We start from the raw sequence: 22,307 nt of genomic DNA, 5'->3' as shown, positions 1-22,307 counted from the left end.
TTTGAACAGGGAAGCCAGGAGGCGCCTAAGCTGTCTGACGTCTGCCTCTGGCGCTGGGTTCTGTCTTCTCGGGTTAAGTCCTAAGAGTGTTCCATGATGTCCTCGCAAAGACAGGCCGGATTGCTCGGTACCGGGAAGAGCTTGAACCCTATTGTCGCCTCGGTCTTGGAAGACTATATGGCCCATATGGGAAGCATGTTTGCTCATCGGTTTTTCAGGTGCATGTTGGCACAAATCATCAGCCTCGCTCTGATGGTTTCGACACTGTCTGCGGCATCGATCCCTCAGAATGTGGGCAGGGCTTCTGTCGGCCTCGCTGGTGAAACCATGAACCTTGTCCCCCACCACCATACTGGCGGGCAGCAGTCCAGCGATCTTGAGCACGACTGTTGCGAGCCCGAGGCTGATGCCGGTTCAAGCTGTCACATAGCGCCTTGTTGTGTCTCTGAATTACAGAACATGGCTGCCTTGATGCGTCCTGAACTCGGGTGCCACAGCTCTGGACACTGCTTGGAACGAACGGCTGTTCGCTCTTTAGCTGTTCCGCTTCCGGAACGTCCTCCCCGTCTCTCCTGACGTGTTCTTTCCGACCCGTGTTGGACCCTGAGGGTCCGGGTCTTTCTTAGAATATCGGCCGACCCATCGCGGATCGGCTTACAGGAGGTTGTGATGCGTGGACGCCACACGGCTCTTGCCATCCTAGCCCTTGCGGCGGGAACGGCAGGCGGCATTTTTCTTGAACGGTTTTACCTGAACCCGGCGCTTTCGTCGGGGGCAGGCGGACCGGAGATTCTTTACTGGGTCGCCCCGATGGACCCGAACTTTCGCCAGCCAGGTCCCGGGAAGTCTCCGATGGGTATGGATCTGATCCCGGTCTATGCAGGGCAGGAGCCGACGGGGGACCCGTCCGAAGTCACCCTGAACGCCGCCGAGATCAACGCAGTCGGCGTACGCACCGCGGTGGCCCGCGTCACGGACGTGGCGCCGCGGATCGAAACGGTCGGCTTCGTGGGATATGATGAGCATCTTACCAGTCATGTGCACACGCGCGTGGATGGCTGGATCGAGGTCCTGAACGTGCGCGCGGTTGGGGATGTTGTCCGCAAGGGGGACATACTCTTTGAGCTCTTCTCGCCGGAATTCGGTGTTGCAAGCTTCGATTTCACGAGAGCGCTGAAAAATGGGACCACGCTGTCCCTCGAAGCAGAACGTAATAAGCTGCGCAGCCACGGGGCGTCGGACCGGCAGATCGCGGAGATTGAAAGAACGGGGGAGCCTGCCCGCAGGATCGCAATCGAAGCCCCAAGAGATGGCATCGTTGTTGCGCTCGAAGCGGCCGATGGCATGTTCCTGCAGCCCGGAACGCAGGCCGTCTCGATCACGGACCTGAGCGAAGTGTGGCTGATCGTAGACGTCTTTGAACGTGACATAGCGCGTCTGAAAGAAGACATGGCTGCCGTTGCCCGGTTCGAGCATCTGCCGGGGCGCAGCTTTGAGGGGAAGATCGACTACATTTATCCCGAGCTTGACCAGCGCACCCGGACCCTTCCAGTGCGCCTTCGCTTTGACAATTCCGAAGGTCTGTTGCGTCCCGGGATGTTCGGAAGCGTCAGCCTCGTGCCGCAGGAAAGCCACCAAGTGCTGACCATCCCTTCCGAAGCGGTTATACGCACCGGGGCGGCGGAACGGGTCATTCTCAAGACGGGCGAAGGTACGTTCCGCCCACGTCTTGTCACAACCGGTCTGCGTGACAGTTTCGCAGAAGGCGGACGCACGGAAATCCTGCAGGGCCTTGCGCCCGGGGAAGAGGTCGTCGCCTCTGCCCAGTTCCTGATCGACAGCGAAAGTGCGCTGAGCGCAGGTTTCATGCGCATGGCTCCGACCGCCGAGGAACCCGCACGCGGCACCGGCACGCTTGTCGCTCTCGATGCGGACCGCAGGATTGCAACCCTGCGGCACGGTGCGCTGGAAAGCCTCGATTGGCCCGCCATGACATCCGAGTTTCCCGTGCGCGCCGACGTGGGCCTCGACCGTCTGAGCGTGGGAGAGGAGGTTGCCTTCCGGGTTGCGCGGGGTGCGGATGGAGTGCTGAGCCTGATTGAGCTTACTCCTGATGATGGTGTCGCCGCGACCGGGACGGGAATGGCGCTGGCCGTGACGCCGGATGGAAAGCTCACACTCGATCACGGACCGATCCCGGAGCTGGGCTGGCCGGCCATGCAGATGGATCTGGCGCTCTCCGGTGTCGATCCTGCGACGGTGGAACTCAACGCGCCCATCGAATTCGATCTGGCCAAGGATGAGGATGGCATGTTCTCGATCATCGCCGTGCGCGGTGAAGCCATGTCGGAGAAAGAGGCGCCCCGCGAGGAGGCAGCGCCGCAAGCCGCGGTTGCTCCCATCGTCGTTTCGGGCACTATCGATGCCATCGATGTCGCCGCAGGTCGCGCGACGATCACCCATGGCCCCATATCCGAAATCGGGATGCCGGGCATGACCATGGAATTTGCCGTGGACGATGCGCTCGATCTGGCGGCGCTGGAGACAGATCGGGAAATGTCGCTGACCTTCGCACGGCCGGACGGCATGACGATGGTGCTGAGTGCAGCCGCCCTGATCACGCCGCCGATGGAGGTCTCGGGCACGATCAATGCCGTGGATGCAGAGGCGCGGATGGCCAATATCACCCACGGACCAATGGTCGAGATCGGAATGCCGGGCATGACCATGGATTTCATGGTCGCCGATGAGGTCGACATCGGGGCCTTGCCGGTCGGGAAGGAACGGACGCTGCTTCTGCGCCGCAATCCCGACTTCAGTATGACGCTGATCGGTACTGCAGCCGTGCGGAGTGTGACGCAATGATCACCGCCATCATTCGGATATCGATTGCAAACAGGTTCATCATCGCGGTGCTGGCGCTGATGATGGCGGCTGCGGGGGTCTGGGCCATCCGGGAAACGCCGGTGGATGCCATCCCGGACCTGTCCGATGTCCAGGTCATCGTGCGCACCCCCTATCAGGGGCAGGCGCCGCAGGTGGTCGAGAACCAGATCACCTACCCGCTGGCCACGGCCATGCTCGCGGTGCCGGGCGCGCAGGATGTGCGCGGCTTCTCCTTTTTCGGCGATAGTTTCGTCTACGTGGTCTTCGAAGATGGAACCGACCTTTATTGGGCCCGTTCGCGCGTGTTGGAATACCTTGGGCAGATAACTGGCAGCCTTCCCGAAGGGGTATCGCCACAACTTGGGCCGGACGCGACGGGTGTCGGCTGGATCTATCAGTACGCCATGATCGACCGGACCGGGAACCACGACCTGTCGCAACTGCGCACGCTCCAGGACTGGTTCCTGAAATACGAGCTTCAGGCTGTCGAAGGCGTGTCCGAGGTTGCCACCATCGGTGGCATGGTCAAGCAGTACCAGGTCGTCGTCGACCCGAACAAACTGCGCGCTTATGACATCACATTGTCGCAGCTGCGCAATGCCATTCAGGCCGCGAACCGCGAAACCGGCGGCAGCGTCATCGAAATGGGCGAGGCGGAGTTCATGGTCCGCTCGGCGGGCTATATCGATGAATTGTCAGATCTTGCCAGCGCCCCGCTGATGGTCAATGAACGCGGCGCTGCCCTCACTTTGGGCGACGTGGCCGAGATCCGTCTTGGCCCGGAGATGCGCCGCGGTGTCGGCGAGTTCGATGGTATCGGCGATGCGGTCGGCGGTGTCGTGATCCTGCGCTGGGGCGGCAACGCGCTTGCCACAATCAAGGCCGTCGAGGCGCGGATCGAGGAGCTGAGGCCGAACCTGCCCGAGGGGGTCGAGATCGTCACGACCTATGACCGTTCGGGCGTGATCGAGCGGGCGATCGAGAACCTGCAGAAGAAGCTCACCGAAGAATTCATCGTGGTGGTGCTGGTTTGTGCTGCCTTTCTGCTGCATCTGCGCTCATCTCTGGTGATCCTCTTGTCCCTGCCGCTTGGCATCTTTGCCGCCTTCATTCTGATGAAGGCGCAAGGCGTGAACGCAAACATCATGTCTCTGGGGGGCATTGCGATTGCCATCGGCGCAATGGTCGATGCCTCTATCGTCATGATCGAAGCGATGCACCGGCGGCTTGAGACGGAAAAGCTGACCTCGCAGAACCGATGGCGCATCGTGCAGGAATGTGCGGGCGAGGTTGGACCGGCGCTGTTCTACTCGTTGGCGATCATCACCGTCAGCTTCCTGCCTGTCTTTGTGCTCGAAAACCAGGAAGGGCGCCTGTTCCAGCCTTTGGCCTATACAAAGACATATGCGATGGCCGCCGCCGCGATCCTGTCGATCACGCTGGTGCCCGTTCTCATGGGCTATTTCGTGCGCGGCCGCATCCTGCCCGAGCGAAAGAACCCCCTGAACCGTATCGTGGTCTGGATGTATCGTCCGTTCCTTGACGCGGCGATCGCCTGGCCTTGGGCAACCACCTTGCTGGCGGGCGCGCTTGTCGCTTCTATGTGGTATCCGCTTCAGCGCCTTGGCTCCGAGTTCATGCCGGAGCTGAACGAGGGGGATTTCCTCTACATGCCGAGTCTTTACCCGGGGGTCTCAATCGGCAAAGCGCGCGAGGTCTTGCAGCAGACGGATCGTCTGATCGCCACGATCCCCGAGGTCGAGACGGTGCATGGCAAACTTGGCCGTGCGGATACGGCAACGGATCCGGCGCCTCTGACGATGATCGAGACCACCATTCAGCTGAAACCGAAATCCGAATGGCGGCCCGGCATGACGATGGAGAAGATCCGGGAAGAACTGGACCGTGTGGTGCAGGTGCCGGGTGTCACCAATGTCTGGATCCAGCCGATCAAGAACCGTATCGACATGCTTGCGACCGGTATCAAGACTCCAGTCGGCGTGAAGATCTCTGGCGCGGATCTCAGCGTGATAGAGCAGATCGGCATCGCGGTCGAGGAGGCCGTGCGCGATATCGACGGTACCGCATCGGCTTATGCCGAGCGACCGATTGGCGGGCGTTTCATTGAAATCGACGTCAAACGCGATGCCGCGGCGCGCTACATGATGAGCGTGCGCGACGTGCAGGACGTGGTACAGACCGCCATTGGCGGCATGCAGGTCTCGGAATCCGTCGAAGGGCTTGAGCGGTTCCCGATCAATCTGCGCTATCCGCAATCTTGGAGGGACAGCCCGGAGCGGCTCCAGACCTTGCCCGTGGTCACACCGTCCGGTGCCCATGTTCCGCTGGCGTCGCTGGCAGAGATCCGGATTGTAGACGGCCCGGGGATGATCCGTTCGGAGAACGCGCGGCGCACCGGTTTTGTCTTCATCGATATCGCCAATCGCGATCTGGGCAGCTACGTCGCCGAGGCCCGTGCGCGTGTGGCGGAAGAGGTGACATTGCCACCGGGGTACTCGTTAAGCTGGTCCGGCCAGTACGAGTATATCGAGCGCATGCAGGAACGGCTGACCATCGTGGGGCCGGCCACTCTGCTGATCATCACGCTGATGCTGTTCCTCGCCTTCAATAGGGTCATCGAAGTGGGGATCATCCTTGCGGCGCTGCCCGTCGCATTGGCTGGTGGCGTTTGGTTCCTGTGGTATCTGGCCTTTGACATCTCCGTGGCCGTGCTCGTGGGCTTTATCGCGCTCGCCGGGGTCGCGGTCGAAACGGCGATTGTGATGCTGCTCTACCTCAACCTCAGTTGGGAAAAGCGACGCAAGCTTGCACAAACAGAAAAACGCAAGCTGACCCTTGACGATATCGAGGATGCGGTCTTTGAAGGGGCCGTGCTGCGGGTCAGGCCCAAGGTCATGACCGTGGCCACGATCTTTGCTGGTCTCATTCCGATCATGTTCGGAACCGGTACAGGCACCGAGATCATGCAGCGGATCGCGGCCCCCATGATCGGCGGCATGGTGACAGCAACCCTGCTGACCCTCTTTGTCATCCCGTCGATCTTCGTGATCTGGAAACTGCTGGCCCTGTCGCGCGTCAACCGAGAGCTCTCATCTTCCACCCCGGCAGGAGCCGCAACGGTCCCTGCTGAATAACCCTCTGCTCAACCTCAACACTGAAAGGAAATGCACCATGAAAACCCTCCTGACGTCCTTTGCTGCCCTAGGTCTTTTTGCTTCGGCGGGATTTGCACAGATGTCGCACTCCATGGATCACTCCAACATGCACATGACCTCCAAGCAGATGGAGGGCGCTGTCCACACAAAAGCCGTCGTGAATTCGATCGGCGATGGAACTGCCAATGTCAGCCATGAAGCGATCCCCGAAATCGGCTGGCCCGCGATGACCATGGACCTGGCTGTGCTGGAAAGCGCCAAGTTGATGGAAAATATCGCGATCGGCGAAGAGGTCATCCTGATGCTTGTGAAGGGCTATGACGGCATGTACGCGATTGGCGCAATCATGCCGAACTAAGACTATTGGGGGCGACCGGCTCCTTCTTGCGCTGGTCGTCCCTCTGGTTGATAAATGGCGCCTTTGTATGGTAATTGTCGGTTGACAAGTTTGCGCTTTGTCCGTATCGTGCGTCGTGGCAGCACGCCTCTGTAGCAAGAAATTGTGCTTCCGTGAGTGACCGGTGCATTGGATTGAGGTGTGTTCATGCAATTTCCAATCAGCTCTCAGTCCGTGATCGGGCGCCGGTTCAGTTTCGAACTTTCTTTCGTGCTTTCCGGTTGTGATGAGCTCAGCCAGGACATCCTTGTCACTGAAATCTGCAATGCCATTCCAGAAGACGATCCGATTATTGGAGTTGGGCGAAAAGGGCAGGTGGGTGTCATGTTCGAGCTATCCGGTAGCTGCGCCGAGGAGGTCATGCTGGATGCAGCGCGCCGCGTTCTGGCTGTTCTACCGGAAGGGTCCTACCTGCACGAGGCGCATCCGGATCTGGTGAGCCTTCAGGATGTCGCCAATCACCTTTCAACGACCAGGCAAAACCTTCGTTTGAAACCACTCCCGGCGCCCTACGCAGGTGGGCTATTCAGATTGTCAGAACTGAGCGGCTTGTTTGAAGAGCAAATTGATCGGGCTGCCCAAGGCGACAAACGTTACAAGATGAACGTCGCAGACGCCTTGGGCTGGCTCGATGCGTCCGTTGGGGCGCAAAAGCTAAACGGCCTTATGGCGGCTGGTCTCTTGGACCGGAAGACACTCGAAGTGAGCGGCCTTAAAGCTTAGTTACAGTCGTGATTGCCGGATCATCGAGGTAGCTGAAGGGCACGCAGAATTCGTATTCTCGTTTACGTTTTAACTACGTTCATATGTCGTGTAAGTGCTTGACCATATGGGATAATCATAATCCGCGTGTCGGGGGTTCAAGTCCCTCCTCCGCTACCAAATTTCCTTACATGAGTGAACTTGTCCCTATATGGGGAAACCGCTTGGGAGCGGTGTGCGTCGTTCTGCTTGTTCGATGCCATCAGTGAACACTGAGTGGTACTCACTCCAGTGGCGGATATGCCCCGTCAATGCGCTTGGCAAAGCTGGGGTCTCCTCCTCCAGGCTCAGGATGCGACCTGGCCGAGTTCCGCCCTTGATGCCAAATGGGCGGTCTCAGCCCGAAGACGACATTAGGTTTACTAAACATAGCGGAGGACCACTTCAGTGGGGGAAGACCGGGCGTTAAAAAAGCCGTCCTATTGGTCCATGGCAACGGCGAACGGACTGGTAGCCATCGCAGACCACGCATGGTTCGCGGTTGCATCTGTTCGATGCATGAAGCAGGAGATTTCGGCGGGACCCGCAGAACGCGTTCGCCTTTGGGAAACGTCTCCGGCTTACCTTTCATGGAACGGTGTGTGGTTTCAGATTTCACGACTGCTGTCGAGAAGACCTTCTCTCAACGCAAAGGCTAGGAGCTCAGCCATAGAGTGTGCTCCCAGTTTACGCATTAGGTTGGTGCGATGGTTGTCCACAGTCTTAATGCTAACTCCCAAGCGGAGCGAGATAGCCTTGTTGGCAAAGCCCTGTGCCAACAGGCTCAGAATTTGGCGCTCTCGCATCGTCAGCTCTGCCGTTTCATTCTCTGTGAGCAGCATTTCCTGGGCCTCTGCGCATACGATCCGTTCACCTGCCAGAACGCGCGGAACGGCCTCGGCAAATTGCGCCACATCCCCGCGTTTTAGGAAAATTCCGTCCGCGTTGGCGTCGTTGAGTTCCCGCACCAAACCAGAAGAGGTCAGGCCAGAGAAAACGATGATCTTCGTGGCTGGCGACCAGCGGCGGGCTTCGCCAAAAACCTCGATCCCTCTGGCATACGGCATGGCAATGTCGAGCGTCAGCAAGGCAGGTTGATGGGATCGGACCTGGGCCACGGCTTCGAGGCCGTTTTCCGCTTCGCCTACGACGGTCAGCCCTGCAGATGTCAGGATTTGCGCAATGCCGAGCCGGATTAGGGCGTGATCGTCTGCGATGACGGCGGTTTGGGTCATGACGTCTCAGCCTCATTTGAGATGAATATGCGGGCCGCGGTGCCGCGCCCCGGCGTAGAAGCCAGTTCAAACTTGATTTCTTGCAGATCTGCCAATTCCTGAACAATTGCGAGACCGAGCCCATGGCCACTGGATTCTGGGCCTTTTGCACCGCGCTTAGCAAGTGCGCTCAGCGCATCAGATGTCATGCCCCGGCCATTGTCGTGAACTTCGATCCTGACGCCTTTGGAACTGCGTCGGCATCCTACAACGATGCGTCTGGCCTGTGCATGTTTCAGTGCATTAGATACGAGATTGCTGGTGATGCGCATCAGGGACAATGGATCGATCACGACGTGCAATGTCGACGTCACCACGCGCAGATCAACGCCGCGCTGTTGGGCTTCGGAGGCGAACATCGCTTCGATGTTGTTTATAACTAGGGCCAAGGAGAACAGTTCCTTGGCACCGTAGCCTACGGGATCAGGGGATTCCGCGCCTAGCGGAACTGGCGACAACCCCTGCGCAATGATGTCCTCAATATAATTGAGCGAACCTGTTATGTGTGAGACGTCGCTTTTGCCTTCGGCGACGAGCATCTGCAGGCTGGTGAGGGGTTGGCGGATGTCATGGGCCGCACTGGAGAGCGCGATGCGGCTGCGGTAGGCTTCTCGCTCCGCCTCCTGACGTTCCGCCTCTGCCTGTTGCACAGCTTTGGACAGCCGTAGCGATTCCTGCGTGAGACGCAGCTGATCACGCAATGACCTGTCGCGGGCACGCCGGGCATCGCGAATGCGCAGGGCGATCGCGCCTGAATAGGCTACCCCTTCCAAAAAGAAGCCAAGTCGCATAGCGCTGCCCGCCATTTCCTGCGGGAACAGGCCCTTGGTCACGTAGCCGCTCATGGTAAAGGCGATTGCAATACCCGTAATGACAAAGGCGACCAGCAAGAGCCATGCTCCTGATTGCCTGCGTCTGAGTGCGCTAAAGATGATCGCGACCTGCGCCACGTTTGCAAAAACCGAAGCTGCGAGGCTACCAACCTTGTACCATGCAAAGGACAGAAAAAGGGGTGCTGTGACGATCAGAAACAACAGGATCGCCACGCTTGCCACAGCCGTCCAATTGAGCAGCCTTGAGGCATTCCGAGTCAGGGTCAGCCTGCCAATGAACCATGTTCCAAACGCCATGGTGCAAAGCCCCAGAACGGGATAGGCATTGCGGTAAAACTCGACCGCATTGGGGTATAGAAACTGAAAGCCATAGGATTCCGCGTTAAACAAGAACCCAGCGGCAGAGAGCACATATGCCCCATAAATCAGACCTGCTGGCCCTTCGAGGCTGTAGAAATACAGCGTTGAGATGAGGCCCATTCCCAACAAAGCGGCGATCAGCATCAGATGATTGCTCATCTCGGTTTGGGTGCGTTCGACGAACTGATCGATGGATTCCGCGAAGAGCGGCATTTGCGTGCCCAATCCGGTGACATAATCGATGACCAGTTCAGCCTGTTGTCCCGGGGGCAGCGTGATCGACGATACAAGATGCCGGTGGGGTATTGTGCGCGCCCCAAAAGGCGCGTTCCCTTCCAATAACAGCAGATTTTCAACGCTCCCGTCTGCAGAAACAAGGCGCACCCGCATCGTTTCGAAAATCGGCATGTCGTGGGTGATCCACCAAGTTCCCGTCGTTTGCCCCTCGTTTTGCAGCGTGGTGCGCACCCAAAAGCGGGAGTTGCGAAAGCCGAAATCCACAAGCCCTGTTGGCACAGGCTCGAACATATTGGACAAATCCGAGGTCAGAATATTGTCCAGCTCGTAAGAGAGGTCTCTGTCTTCCAGAACGCATGCGAATGGACCCAGGTCCAGGAAAAATGATCGTTCGGGCAACAACTTAGCCGTGCCGCAAGACGTCTGCGCAAACCCTGCAGAAGCCGCAAGCCAGATCAGGCACACGGCCAAGATCCTAGCAACAAGCAACAGATCGGTCCCTCCCCTGGTCAGGCAGATCTATCGCTAGACCGCCGCTTTGGCGCAGCCAAGCGCTGCATGACCTTGGGTCAACAATATAGGGGATTTACCCTATGTCACGCAGTACGGGACGCGATGTATCTAAAAACACACTGCTGTTTGGGAGATTTTCATGCCGACTGCCCAATTTAGAAACACCGCCGACAAACGCATTTCCGACGGGACCTACACCTACTCGTTTAACCCCTCCGGCGACGTTTCAGGTGCCGAGGCGGAAGAGGTTCGCTTCGATTTCAAGCTCGACTACAACAACGGCAGTGCAGTCGATCTGGACAAAATTCAAATCTGGCTTCAGGCCCCCGATGGTGACCGCGATCGGATCTATTACAATTTCCCGAACGCGAATGTCTTTGCAAACGACAATGATGACCACAACGATAGCGACGACGCCAACGATTGGGACATTGATTTCGACGGCGTTCACAAGACCTCCAAGACCACAGATCTTAGCGGCGCGCAGGTGACCGGCACCTGGAGGCTGATCATCGAAAACGATACCGGCAAGACACTGGATCTGGACGGTTTGGAGGTCTGGGTCGATTACAAGCGGCCCGAGGACTACACGATTACCGACCTCGAGATCGTTGGTGGGCAACGGGTGGACCAACCGGTTCAGATCAGAGCCACGGTCGAGAATATCGGCGAACTCTACAAATTTGAGCGTGTCGATATCGAGTATCTCGTAAACGGCGAGGTCATTGGCACCAGCGCCCTGCTCGCGGGGCTTTCACCTGGCGCGGACAAGGTCGAAACGGAATTGCATAGCTTCGACCTCGTTGGGGCCAATACCGTGACGGCGCGGATTGTTGGGTCTCCTGACACGATCACCAGCAATAACTCCCTGACGCGCACGTTTATCTTTGACCATAACGACCCCGATCTTGCTGTTTCAGACATCCGAGTGACCGGCAGCGGTGAGGCGGGCAGTACCCATTACATCACTGCAGATGTAACCAATCTGGGCAATTCTTCGCATACAGGCGACATCCTGCTGGAGTACCTTGTGGCAGGTGACGTTATCGGGACCCAGACGATTGGTGGTCTGGGCGTCAACGTGATGTTGCCGGGAACCGAAAATAGCGAGACCGAGGCCTATTTCCTGTCAGAGACGGGCCTGGTGGATATCGAGGTCCGCATCGCCAATCCGGGAAGCGATGACTACAGCAGTTCAAACGACAGCCTTACCAAGACATTCAGCTTTGAGGCTCCCGACGAAGCGCCTGATCTAGCGATCACGGATTTGCGTGTCATCGGCGGTTGGGAAGAAGGGGAGACCGTCAACCTTCGCGCCCATATTGAAAACATCGGCAATGAGAGCTGGAATGTTCTGGTTGGCTTGCCCTATGTCGAATACTTCGTGCGCTACGAAGGGGAAAGCGCGTGGGAAACTGTTGGCGGAGATGCGCTGACAGGCGGCAGCATCACTGGTTTTAGTGAATGGGTGAGCACGGACTTCACGCTTGCCAAAGACGGCCCCTTTCAAGTGCGCGTTGACGTGCGCGGCCGGGATTACGAGCCAAACACCGAAAACAACACCTGGAGAGAACACGCAGGCCATTCGCGAGCTGATACACCGCAAAAGAACCTCGAAAACTCTGCCAGCGACGTCAATCTCGCGGCGTTTCTGGCGCGCACGGTTTACGGCATTGACAACGTACCGTCTGAATGGAGAGACGATGACGTCGTGAATGGTCTGAACGATGACTACTCTGGATATCTCAATAGCGTTGGTTTCAAGGTCCTGACGGATGAGGATTTTGGCGATCTGTTCCGACCAGTAGACGAAAAGTCAAAGTTCTATGGTGGTTACAATGACGCGGGCGAATATGAAGGCGGATTGTTTGCCGGCGATCAGGGGCTGTCATTCTCGGATCCTGACAAGTGGCAGGCCCAGGGCCTCGTGGCGGAAGGTTATGACGAAGAGGGAAACAAGACGCTGACCTTAACGTTCCGCGGAACGGATGCGTCAGATATGCTTGAGGCCAGCTTGGGCCAGGCGTGGACCGGTGACGGTCTATATGACTATTACGAAAGCATGCGGCCTCTGATCGAAGCGGCACTTGCCTATGCCAATGACAGTTCAAACGGGATAGAAAAACTCCTTGTCACGGGCCACAGCCTTGGCGGAGCCACCGCCGATGCCTTTGCATTGGTTGATGCTCATCGCCTCAAAGCCAGCGTTGATCTGACTGTTGTGTCGCTGGCCTCTCCCGGCGTCGACCTCAACTTTCTTGACGACTCCCACGTCTGGAAAGGCATGCTGGGACAATACGACAGGACCGATCTTTTTGATGCCTGGTCGATCAATGCCCAGCCCTTTTACATCGGCGTGTCACATCGCATCGACCCGGTGACCTATCCTGCCCTTAACCCGCTGAACCCGTTGGAGAAGGTGCCAAACCAGACCCTTCTGACAAACCTGAACATGGATGACAAACTGACGGCCATTGTCACCCCGAACATCGATAACGATGATCTGCCGGGCTACAACTTTGGTGCCGGGCACAATGTGGGACTCTATTGGGCAAATCTCAGCCAGATCATGACAGACCCGCTGAAGGCGCTTCATGCGGGGCACCGTATCACCGCAGGGCTGGCGGACTACAGCCAGATTGAAGACCTGACCGGTGCGGCATTTGGTGTTTTTAAAGACTACGTTCACTATGATGCGGCCGACGGCAACCCGGATGATGATGAAGGTCAAAGCGCTCTCGTTGGCAACGATGGGAAAGACTTTATCCTTGGCTTCTCAGGCAATGATGCCCTTCGTGGAGAAGGTGGCGAGGATTTGCTGTCTGGCGGCTCCGGGGACGATACCCTGGAAGGAGGCGCAGGTGACGACGTTCTGGATGGCGGGGAGGGGACCGATGTCGCGTTGTATAGCGGCTCGTTTTTTGACTATCTGATTGAAACGAAGGACGACAGTTCTGTCGCGGTCGCATCCGCCAGCGCGCCGGATGCCGGCGTCGACGAACTTCGCAATATCGAAGAACTGCATTTTGTGGATGGGACGTTTTCCGAAAGCAGTTTTGTTGCCAGCCGTGTCTACGACAGCACTGACCTTCGCGTTTGGGCCAGCTATGTAGAAACCTTCAATAGCGAAGGGGTACGGACCGCGCGCACGACAACCTACGATGACGGTCGAGTTGAAGAAGTCAGCTTTGCCAATGGTGTAGGATTGTCAAAAACCACAACTGACGTCGCTGATGCCTTTGTCTGGCAAAGCCGAACGGAAACGTTTGACGCACAAGGCACCCCAATCAATCGGACCATCCGCTATGATGATGGCCGGGTTCATGAAACGGCCTTCGTGAACGGCGTCAGGAGCGAGGTTGAGATTCAAGATCTTGCAGACACGTTCAAGTGGGCAGACCAACGTGTGACCTACGATGAAAACGGCAATCGCTCCTCCTATTTGCAGACCAGTGATGAGGGTGTCTTGACCGAAATTGATTACGTCCTTGGCATTCGCTCAAAGGTGACGCGGACGGATGTGAATGATGTGGAAACCTGGTTGGAAAGCGTGACCAATTACAATGCAGAAGGTACCTCAGTAGATCGGACAGTCCGTTTCGATGATGGCCGGGTTCAGGAAACCACCTTTGTGAATGGCATCAGGAGCGAGGTCGAGACCCGGGATCTGGCAGACGCTTTTGATTGGGCCGAGCAACGCATCACATTCGATGAAAACGGCAGTCGTACCTCTAATACGCAGACCAGTGACGAGGGTGTGTTGACCGAAATTGACTACGTTCTCGGTATTCGCGCAAAGCGGACGCAGACGGATGTGAATGATGTAGAAACCTGGGCGGAAATTGTAACCAACTACGATGCACTAGGTGCCCGAGTGGATCGGACAGTACGCTACGATGATGGACAGTTGGACGTCACTGTATACGCGGATGATTTCATTTTCTAAGAATTGGCTGTTCGGAGTGGACGTATCGCGGTTTGGTGCCGCTGCTTTGATAACATTTATCGTGGCGCATGAGACGTGCTATGGGGCGAGATGAACGAATGAGTTCCGGGCTGATGCGTGCGGATCGCGCCGACTGGTGGGCTTAATGGGAAGCAAGCGGCATCGGATTTAGACGTTGGCCTTTGCCGCTGGCCTTGCTGCGTTGCAGGGGGCGGCCTGAGGAGTAGATCGCTACCCTGCGCGCCCATATGCCTTACCGCGAACGGCTCAGGGAACATGAAGCCGCGGATACGGGCACCTCTTCGAAAGCCCGGAAGAGGATGTTAAACTATTCGCCAAGATGCAGGGTGATTTGCTCGCTGCTTAGGCTAGCTTGGCCTTCCTGTTGGGTGAAGTTGGGCAACGGATACTATGGAAATCTGTCAAACATCCTCAAACGCTGCGTGAACCATGCCCAGCTGATAGCCAACTGGGTCCGTTCCCTCTGGTGCATGTAGGGAAAACGCTGGGGATCTGTTTGTGAAATCGTGCATGTGCACCGTAACGCAGTCGTCCCCCAACAGAACAACACCATAAGCCGGGGCTTCCAGATTTCCGGGAATTCTGGCCTGTTGTGGGGGCAGGTCCAATGCCACTTGATGATTGAGACCACGCATACAGGAAAAGCTGACGCCCCGCCAATTGCCGAATATCGCCCGGTGCACGTGGCCGAAAAACAGATGGCGGATACGGGCCTTATGCGGCGCGATCACGTCATGGAATGCTTCGGCATCCAGCATCATGATCCGGTCCATCGATGAAATCCCAACCGGAAAAGGCGGATGGTGCATGAAGAGAAGGATTGGCTGTTCAGTGGCTGAAAGCTCCGCCTCCAGCCACGCCATGCGCGTGGCACAATATGCACCGGCGTGAGTGCCCGGACTTTTGGTGTCTAGGCAGATGGCCCGGCCATAGGGGGTGTCAAAGGCAAATTGGACAAAACCGTTTTCGTCCCTTGGAGCGTTGGGGAAATGATCTGAAAACGCTTCTGTATCATCGTGATTGCCGACCATAAGATGCGCGGGCATAGCTAGTCGCTCGATCTCCCCCCGGAAGGCCGCATAAGCATCTGCGTCGCCCCAATGGGTCATGTCGCCGGTCAGGACGACGAAGGCCGCATCTCCATGTTCGCCATTGATGCTGTCGACGGCCAATGCAAGCCGACGGGCAGGGTCAGCGCCATAAAGTCTTTGCCCCCCACCAATCACGTGCGTGTCAGTCAGATGGATGAACTTCATTCTGCCGCCTCGGTCGGTTTGGCCCAATCCTCCCAGCCCGTACCGGCGGTCATCACCGGCCCGTTCCAAGCAAAGGGTATCTGATGGATTGTCGTATCGCGCCCTTCGACGAGCAAGACGAAATAGGCAGGCGCCATCGGTGCGCCTTGCAACAATTCGGTTTCATTGAGATCCGGGATCGATTGGTTGCCCGTAGAAGGCACGCTTGCGAACTGCACCCCCGCGAAGCGGCCATGGATCGGGGCATGCACATGGCCGAAATGGATATAGTCGATCTTTGCGGCATGGGCCTTGATCAAGTCCTTGAAGGGGCTGCGGTCTTCGGGAACGAGGGCGATTTTGTCCTCGGCGGGCAGCCCCACGGGCATCGGGTTGTGATGGAGGAAGATCCGTGCCCGCTCGCAGCTTTCCAGCTCGGCCTGCAACCAGCCCCGGCGCAGGTCGCAGAAATGGCCCGCATGAGTGCGCGCTTTGACGCTGTCGAGATAGAGGAACCGCACGCCGTCGATGGTTTCGGCATGATTGACAAAGCCGTTGCCGTCAACGGGGTGATCGGTGAAGACGTCTCTAAAAGCGGCGCGATCATCGTGATTGCCGATCATGAGCCGCACCGGAATGGGCAGATCGTGGATGGCAGTCTTCAGCGCCTCATAGGCGGCGGGCTCTCCCCAATGGGCCAGATCGCCGGTGATCACGATGCGGGCGGCATCGGGATGGTTGGTGACCACGTTCCTCAAGGCTTGCGAGAACCGCATATGGGGGTTGAGCCCGCCCATCTCCTCTCCGGGGATGGTTAGGTGAATGTCGGAAATATGGATGATTTTCATGTATCTATCTGCCCGAAAAAAGGAACGGCCGCGCAAGATCTCTCGCGCGGCCGCAGATTGGGTTAGCCGTTGGGCAGAAGGTCGGCGACTTCCTCGACCAGTTCCTGCTGCAGTTCTTTCATGTCGGTGGCGTCGCCGGTTACGATGCGCTCGATGCCGTCATAGATCACCTGGGTGATCGCCAGACCATTGTCGCCCGGATAGGCCAGCCAGTCGCGCAGCAGCGGCAGCTGGTCCACGGCGGTCTGCTTGTTGGGGTTCTGCTGGTAGAAATCGGCTAGGATCACCTCGTTTGCGGCCTTGTTCGGCGGCATGTAACCGGTGGTTTTCGCGACTTCGGCAGCACCTTCGCCAGAGGTGATGAACTTGAGCCAGGTCCAGGCGGCCTCCTGCACCTTGGGATCGTCCGAGGTGGAGGTCAGCAGCGCCGCGTTGCCGCCCGCAGGCAGACCTTTCGGGGTTTCACCCATGCCCGGGAAGGGGCCGGTCACCAGTTCGAAATCTCCCTGGCTGCGCTCGACCGCGCCCAGTGCCGAGGTGGACCAGAACATCATGCCGATCTCACCGGCCGAGAAGGAGGACAGTGCCGATTTCCACTCCAGGTTCTGCATGTCGCATTTGGTGAAAATCTCCTGCATCTGCTCCATGGCGGCCAGGGCCTCGGGGCTGTCCAGGGTCACATGACCGTTTTCGACGATGGCCTTGTCCTGACTCCACATCAGGGCCTGCATGAACCAGTTGCCGGTGATGTTCCAACCCCAGAAGATCGGGTTGTCGATGCCGTTGGCCTTCATGGCTTCACAGGCGCCGATCACCTCGTCCCAGGTGGTGGGCAGTTCTTCGATGCCACCGGCCTTGAGAATGTCCATGTTGTAATACCCAACCGGCAGCGAGACCGAGAAGGGCAGACCGTGCACATTGCTGCCAAAGGTCGACAGGCTCAGCATGGCGTCGTGATAGCCGTCCTTGGCGAAATCGGCTTCCTTGGCGATGAAGGGCTCCAGCGACTTGGCGATACCTTTTTCCACCAGGATCTGCTGGCGGTTAAGGCCCTGCATGGTGACGTCGGGCAGGTTGCCGGACACGGCTTCGCGCAGGATGGTGTTGGTGCCGTCCTCATAGGATTCATACGTGGCGCGGAACTTCACGTCGATGTTCGGATGCGCTGCCTTGAAGGCGGGCATCATCGCCTCATAGGTCACGTCAAAGAGGTGGCTATAGGGGTAGGCGAATTCGATGGTGACGGTGTCTTCGGCGAACACGGCTGTGGCGGACAGGGCCAGAGCCATTGCGGGGACAGTCAGTTTCATGGTTTAGATCCTTTTACTTGCCGGTCTTGGAGCAGTTGGTTTGCAGACTTGATGCTCCGGGGTTTGTCCCTCTTGGGACATCGGGAGTGGGGCCGCCCTAAAGGCGGGCGGTCCCGGTTCATTTCATGCCGCTGAGGGTGATCCCCTCGATGAAGCGTTTCTGTGCGATCAGGAAGGCGACGATCAGCGGCGTGACGATCACGGTGGCGGTGGCCATCATCGGCCCGAAGTAGGATCCATCGCCGTCGCCCTTGAATTCGCGCAGGCCCAAGGGCGGCGTGAACAGATCGCGATTTCCAGTCACAACGATGCGCGGCCAGAAGTAATCGTTCCAATGGGCGACGATGGAAAAGATCGCAAAGGCCAGCAGCGCAGGGATCGCGGTGGGCAGCATCACCCGCCAGACGATGGCGAATTCTCCCATCCCGTCCATGCGCGCCGCATCAATCAGATCATCTGGCACCGTCATGAAAAACTGGCGCATCAGGAAGATACCGAAAACGCTGATGGTCCAGGGCACCACGAGGGCGGCATAGGTATTGGTCAGCCCCAGCTTGGCCAGCATGATGTAAAGCGGCAGCGCAATGGCATGGACCGGGATCAACAGGCAGAAGAGCACCAGCCCAAAGACCGCCTCGCGCCCCCAGAACCTGAGCTTTGCCAGCGCATAGGCAGCAGGCAGGGCCACCACGACCTGGATCAGAAAGATCGAGGCGGTGACGATGATCCCGTTCAAAAGGTAGCGCAGCAGCGGCGCCTCGGAGAAGGCCTTGGTGTAGTTGAACACCACGGGCCGCATGGAACACTCGGCCGTGGCCTCGGCCAGCAGCGCATCGCGGATCTGGCTGTCGTTTTGCCCCGGAAACCTGTCAGCGGCGGCGACAATGTCATCGCGGTTCGGATCGCGCAGCTTGACGCAGCGCTCATCCACCATCAGCTCTTGCCGTCCGAAAAAGCCTCCTTCGCCGCGGTCGATCTCTCCGGGGGATTTGAAGGAGTAGCTGACCATCATGTAAAAGGGCGCAATGACCACGATCACACCTAGGATCAGGATCAGATGTTTCCACCAGTCGCGTGTCATCAGTAGTGCACCTTTCGCTCTACCAGCCAGCGCTGGATCAGGGTGAGGAACATGACGAAGACGAGAAACAGCATGGTGATGGCCGAGCCGATCCCGATGAGGTTCTGCTGCACGCCCTTCTCGAAGATTGCGAACATCATGACATAAGTGGATTTGTTCGGCCCGCCCCCCTGCGGCCAGAAGGCTTCGATCGTGTCAAAGACCTGAAAGGCGCGGATGCAGCTGATGGTGACGACAAAGACCGTAGTCGGCCCAAGCGCAGGCCAGGTCACCAAACGGAACCGTTCCCAGGCGGACTTGGCGCCATCCATTTCGGCGGCATGATAGAGCTCACGATGAACGCCTGTCAGGCCAGCCAGATAGAGCACCATGTTAAAGCCAAATCCCTGCCAGATACCGATAAAGCAGATCACCCAGATCGCATAGCGCTTGTCCCCCAGCCAGACCGGGAAACGATCCGCACAGCCCTCGGCCATGAAGGGCCAGATGGTTTCAAGGAAGGTTCCGCAGCCCATTTCAAGGGTGCGGTTGATCATCCCGATCGACGGATGCAGCATGAACTCCCAGGCGATCGCCATTGCCAGCAGCGTTGACATGACCGGCAGGAAATAGATCGTCTTGTAGATCTCGCGGAAGCGGCCAAGCGAGTTGATCAGCAGTGCCGCGCCAAGGCCCAGACCGACCGAGATCGGAACTACGGTGACAACATAGGTGAGCGTTGCCACGAACATCTTTCCATAGGTCGAGCGGGTGAACAGCTTTTCGTAGTTCTTGGTGCCGACCCAATCAAAGCCGCTGTTACCAAGTGAGTAATTGGTCAGGGACAGCAGCCCGGCAATGAGCGCTGGCGCCAGAAGGATCACCACCATCAGGATCAAGGCGGGTGCGGTCAAAGCCCAGGCGGCACGGCGTTCCTTGGTGGCGTGATCGGTAACCGGTCTTTGCGGCGCCTGCGCTATGTTCGGTTCTGTGACTGTCATATCAGACCACCTCGGACGGGGCGGTTTTCAAGTGCCGCAGCCCGCGCACCCTTGCGCCATCGGCATCAAACACCAGCGCCTTTTTCGCGTCGAAGTCCAAGGCGATCGGCGTCCCGATTGTAAGGGCGGCGCGTTGATCCGGTGTGGCGCGCAGGGTGAGGCGTTCTTGAGTTCCGGCCACTTCCACCTGAACAAACATTTCAGAGCCGAGGTTTTCTGTATGGACCACTTGGCCATGGATGGGGGCACCGTCGCCAGCCAGCAGCAGCGCTTCGGGGCGCAGGCCGAGGGAGGCAACACCGCGCATAGCCTTCGGGATTTCGATGTCCAGGGGGCGATCCATCAGATTCAGGCGGCCGCCCTCAGAGATCTCGATCGGCAGAATATTGATCTTTGGGGAGCCGATGAACTCGGCTACCTCGATATGATCGGGATCCTCATAGACAACCTCGGGTGCTGCACATTGCAGGATTCGCCCGCCCATCATCACGGCAATCCGGTCGGACATGGTCATCGCTTCGACCTGATCGTGGGTTACGTAGATGAAGGTGGCCTCAAGCCTGCGATGCAGCTGGGCAATCTCGGCGCGGGTCTGCACGCGCAGCTTCGCATCGAGGTTAGAAAGCGGCTCATCCAGCAGAAAGGCGGCAGGCTCCCGCACCAGGGCCCGCCCCAACGCGACGCGCTGGCGCTGGCCGCCGGACAGCTGTCCCGGCTTGCGATCCAGCAGGTGATTGATTTCCAGCATCCGGGCGGCGTGATCGACGTCCAGCCCGATGTCCTGTGCCATCTCGCGGGCACCTGGCATGAAGCGCCCGATCACAGGAAGTCTCTGCACTCCATTCATGCGGCGCATTTTCAGCGGCACGGCGATGTTCTCGCCGACAGTCAAATGCGGATACAGCGCGTAGGATTGAAACACCATCGACAGGTTTCGATCCGCGGCCCGCTGACCGGCCACCGACTGGCCCGCGATGCTGATCTCACCTGTGCTTTGCTGCTCCAGCCCAGCGATGATCCGCAACAAGGTGGACTTGCCGCAGCCAGATGGCCCCACGAGAGAGACGAATTCGCCATCGGCAACATACAGAGAGACCCCCTTGAGCACCTCGGTCTCGCCAAAGCGTTTGGTCACTTGATTTATGCACAACCCGGCCATCTGTTTCCTCCACCTGACGTAGACGGTGTACACAGACCACCTCTCACTTATGTGACGTCATATTAGTGAGACTAATGGGGGCTATGGCGTTTTAAGATCGAAGGAGCCGCCATGCCAGCCAGTCATCACCAGTTCGTCGCCTTTGCCTATGTGGTCCGCGAGGGCAGTTTTTCGGCAGCGGCCGCCCGGCTCGGTGTCACGCAGTCGGCCGTGACGCAGCATGTGGCAAATCTGGAAAAACAGGTCGGATCGCAATTGTTGCTGCGCAGCCGCGAAGGGATCGCCCTGACACGCACCGGACAGGACTTTTACGACCTGGCGGATCGTCTGGTCGCGCTGGACACCGAAATCAACGAGCGCCTTGAGGGGTTTGAGGCGATGGCACGTGGGCATATCAAGGTCATCGCCAACGCGCCGATGCCCGCGCTGAGAGCGATCAGCTTATTCAGGCAAACCTATCCCGATGTAGAGATCGAATTTGCGCTCTATTCCTGGACCACGGCCACACGCTTGTTGCGGGAAAGGAGGGCTGATGTCGGAGTCATTACGGATCCGCCAAAGACAGACGATTGGGATCGGGTGCCAGTTCAGAAAGCCCACTATGTTGCCTATGTGCTTCCGTCCTCTCCTCTTGCCAACCGTGACCTGCTGTCTCTCCGCGATCTGGCTCAGGAAACCATCATCCTGCCGGAAAGCGGCTCCCTGACCGAGCGTGTGGTTCGTGAGGCTCAGATCAAACACGGGGTGCAGTTCCAACGCAGCATCAAGATGACAACCTTCCCGCTCATGTGCGAGGCTGTACTCCAAGGTGCGGGAATTGCCATTTTCCTTGAAAAAAGTGGATTGATTTCCCGTGGTCTGATCGAAGTGCCGATTTTGGAATTATCTGAAGCGCATGAAACAGCGGTCGTTGCTCCAAAAGACCGGGCACGCCTGCGGTTGGTCAAAGCCTTCATTGACATCGCCTCTTTTTCGGACTTCCGATAGCCACTGATGAACAAGCGTAAATACTTCCTCTCTAGGCTCAGTACTCATGGCCAGTAAATGACAAGAGCGGCGAGAGTGATCGCGGATAGCAAAACCTTCGGGAACCTGTCGTGCCTGGTTGCCACACGCAGCCAGTCTTTGATCCTGCCGCACAAAAGCTCAATTCAATTGTGCCGTTAGCAGCGATAGTGTGTCCACTTTTTGGAGAGGCCAATCATTGTTGAGATCCAAAATGAGCCTCGAATAATAATTGTCAATTGACAAGGGATTTGACTGTCCCTTAGGACTTCTCCAGTGGCATTGATCGACCTCATGAAACTTCC

At 57.9% G+C, this 22,307-nt stretch carries 14 protein-coding genes and 1 pseudogene; 6 read left to right on the top strand and 9 right to left on the bottom strand.

The window, feature by feature from the left end; translation table 11 throughout:
- The first annotated feature begins 669 nt into the window (after positions 1-669).
- The 4 genes from AADA15_RS13175 to AADA15_RS13160 all read left to right on the top strand — a co-directional run bounded on the left by AADA15_RS13175 (position 670) and on the right by AADA15_RS13160 (position 7,182).
- Positions 670-2,865: an efflux RND transporter periplasmic adaptor subunit gene (locus AADA15_RS13175; protein ID WP_341642019.1), complete on the top strand. Its 2,196-nt coding sequence runs from the start codon at positions 670-672 to the stop codon at positions 2,863-2,865.
- Positions 2,862-6,041 carry an efflux RND transporter permease subunit gene (locus AADA15_RS13170; protein ID WP_341642018.1) on the top strand — a complete coding sequence of 1,060 codons (3,180 nt, stop codon included), beginning with the start codon at positions 2,862-2,864 and terminating at the stop codon, positions 6,039-6,041. Before AADA15_RS13175 ends, AADA15_RS13170 begins: the two co-directional genes overlap by 4 nt.
- Before the next feature lie 37 nt (positions 6,042-6,078).
- Positions 6,079-6,420: a copper-binding protein gene (locus AADA15_RS13165; protein WP_341642017.1), complete on the top strand. Its 342-nt coding sequence runs from the start codon at positions 6,079-6,081 to the stop codon at positions 6,418-6,420.
- A 186-nt stretch (positions 6,421-6,606) separates the two neighbouring features.
- Positions 6,607-7,182: a hypothetical protein gene (locus tag AADA15_RS13160; RefSeq protein ID WP_341642016.1), complete on the top strand. Its 576-nt coding sequence runs from the start codon at positions 6,607-6,609 to the stop codon at positions 7,180-7,182.
- A gap of 626 nt (positions 7,183-7,808) precedes the next feature.
- On the opposite strand, the gene AADA15_RS13155 is transcribed toward AADA15_RS13160, so the two are convergent.
- Together AADA15_RS13155 and AADA15_RS13150 are read right to left on the bottom strand one after the other, a co-directional pair.
- The gene (locus AADA15_RS13155) at positions 7,809-8,435 is read right to left on the bottom strand and encodes a response regulator (protein WP_341642015.1); all 627 of its coding nucleotides are present in this window, start codon (positions 8,433-8,435) and stop codon (positions 7,809-7,811) included.
- Positions 8,432-10,369, bottom strand: a complete 1,938-nt coding sequence (locus tag AADA15_RS13150) for a sensor histidine kinase (RefSeq protein WP_341642014.1) — start codon at positions 10,367-10,369, stop codon at positions 8,432-8,434. Before AADA15_RS13150 ends, AADA15_RS13155 begins: the two co-directional genes overlap by 4 nt.
- Positions 10,370-10,556: 187 nt before the next feature.
- Here AADA15_RS13150 and AADA15_RS13145 point away from each other — a divergent pair, with 187 nt between their 5' ends.
- The gene (locus AADA15_RS13145; protein WP_341642013.1) at positions 10,557-14,363 is read left to right on the top strand and encodes a lipase family protein; all 3,807 of its coding nucleotides are present in this window, start codon (positions 10,557-10,559) and stop codon (positions 14,361-14,363) included.
- Between the two features lie 422 nt (positions 14,364-14,785).
- On the opposite strand, the gene AADA15_RS13140 is transcribed toward AADA15_RS13145, so the two are convergent.
- From AADA15_RS13140 to AADA15_RS13115, 6 genes are all read right to left on the bottom strand, one after another.
- The gene (locus AADA15_RS13140) at positions 14,786-15,640 is read right to left on the bottom strand and encodes a phosphodiesterase (RefSeq protein ID WP_341642012.1); all 855 of its coding nucleotides are present in this window, start codon (positions 15,638-15,640) and stop codon (positions 14,786-14,788) included.
- Complete coding sequence (locus AADA15_RS13135; RefSeq protein ID WP_341642011.1) at positions 15,637-16,467, bottom strand: phosphodiesterase; 831 nt, start codon at positions 16,465-16,467, stop codon at positions 15,637-15,639. Before AADA15_RS13135 ends, AADA15_RS13140 begins: the two co-directional genes overlap by 4 nt.
- Positions 16,468-16,529: 62 nt before the next feature.
- Positions 16,530-17,777, bottom strand: a complete 1,248-nt coding sequence (locus AADA15_RS13130) for an ABC transporter substrate-binding protein (protein ID WP_341642010.1) — start codon at positions 17,775-17,777, stop codon at positions 16,530-16,532.
- A gap of 118 nt (positions 17,778-17,895) precedes the next feature.
- A complete protein-coding gene (locus AADA15_RS13125) occupies positions 17,896-18,858 on the bottom strand; it encodes a carbohydrate ABC transporter permease (RefSeq protein WP_341642009.1) in 963 nt (320 codons plus the stop codon).
- Positions 18,858-19,727 carry a carbohydrate ABC transporter permease gene (locus tag AADA15_RS13120; protein WP_341642279.1) on the bottom strand — a complete coding sequence of 290 codons (870 nt, stop codon included), beginning with the start codon at positions 19,725-19,727 and terminating at the stop codon, positions 18,858-18,860. Before AADA15_RS13120 ends, AADA15_RS13125 begins: the two co-directional genes overlap by 1 nt.
- Positions 19,728-19,839: 112 nt before the next feature.
- A complete protein-coding gene (locus tag AADA15_RS13115; RefSeq protein ID WP_341642008.1) occupies positions 19,840-20,997 on the bottom strand; it encodes an ABC transporter ATP-binding protein in 1,158 nt (385 codons plus the stop codon).
- 111 nt (positions 20,998-21,108) lie between these two features.
- Here AADA15_RS13115 and AADA15_RS13110 point away from each other — a divergent pair, with 111 nt between their 5' ends.
- Positions 21,109-21,984, top strand: coding sequence for a LysR family transcriptional regulator (locus AADA15_RS13110; RefSeq protein ID WP_341642007.1), 876 nt, complete (start codon positions 21,109-21,111; stop codon positions 21,982-21,984).
- A gap of 44 nt (positions 21,985-22,028) precedes the next feature.
- On the opposite strand, the pseudogene AADA15_RS13105 reads toward AADA15_RS13110, so the two are convergent.
- Positions 22,029-22,148 (bottom strand): annotated as a pseudogene (locus tag AADA15_RS13105) (IS5/IS1182 family transposase); the annotation flags it as partial.
- Positions 22,149-22,307: the final 159 nt, after the last annotated feature.

This window comes from Phycobacter sedimenti (genome assembly GCF_038148855.1).
In the GTDB taxonomy this organism is placed as follows: Bacteria; Pseudomonadota; Alphaproteobacteria; order Rhodobacterales; family Rhodobacteraceae; genus Phycobacter; species Phycobacter sedimenti.
The sequence above is the reverse complement of the archived record's forward strand: the minus strand, read 5'-3'. Positions and strand labels throughout refer to the sequence as shown.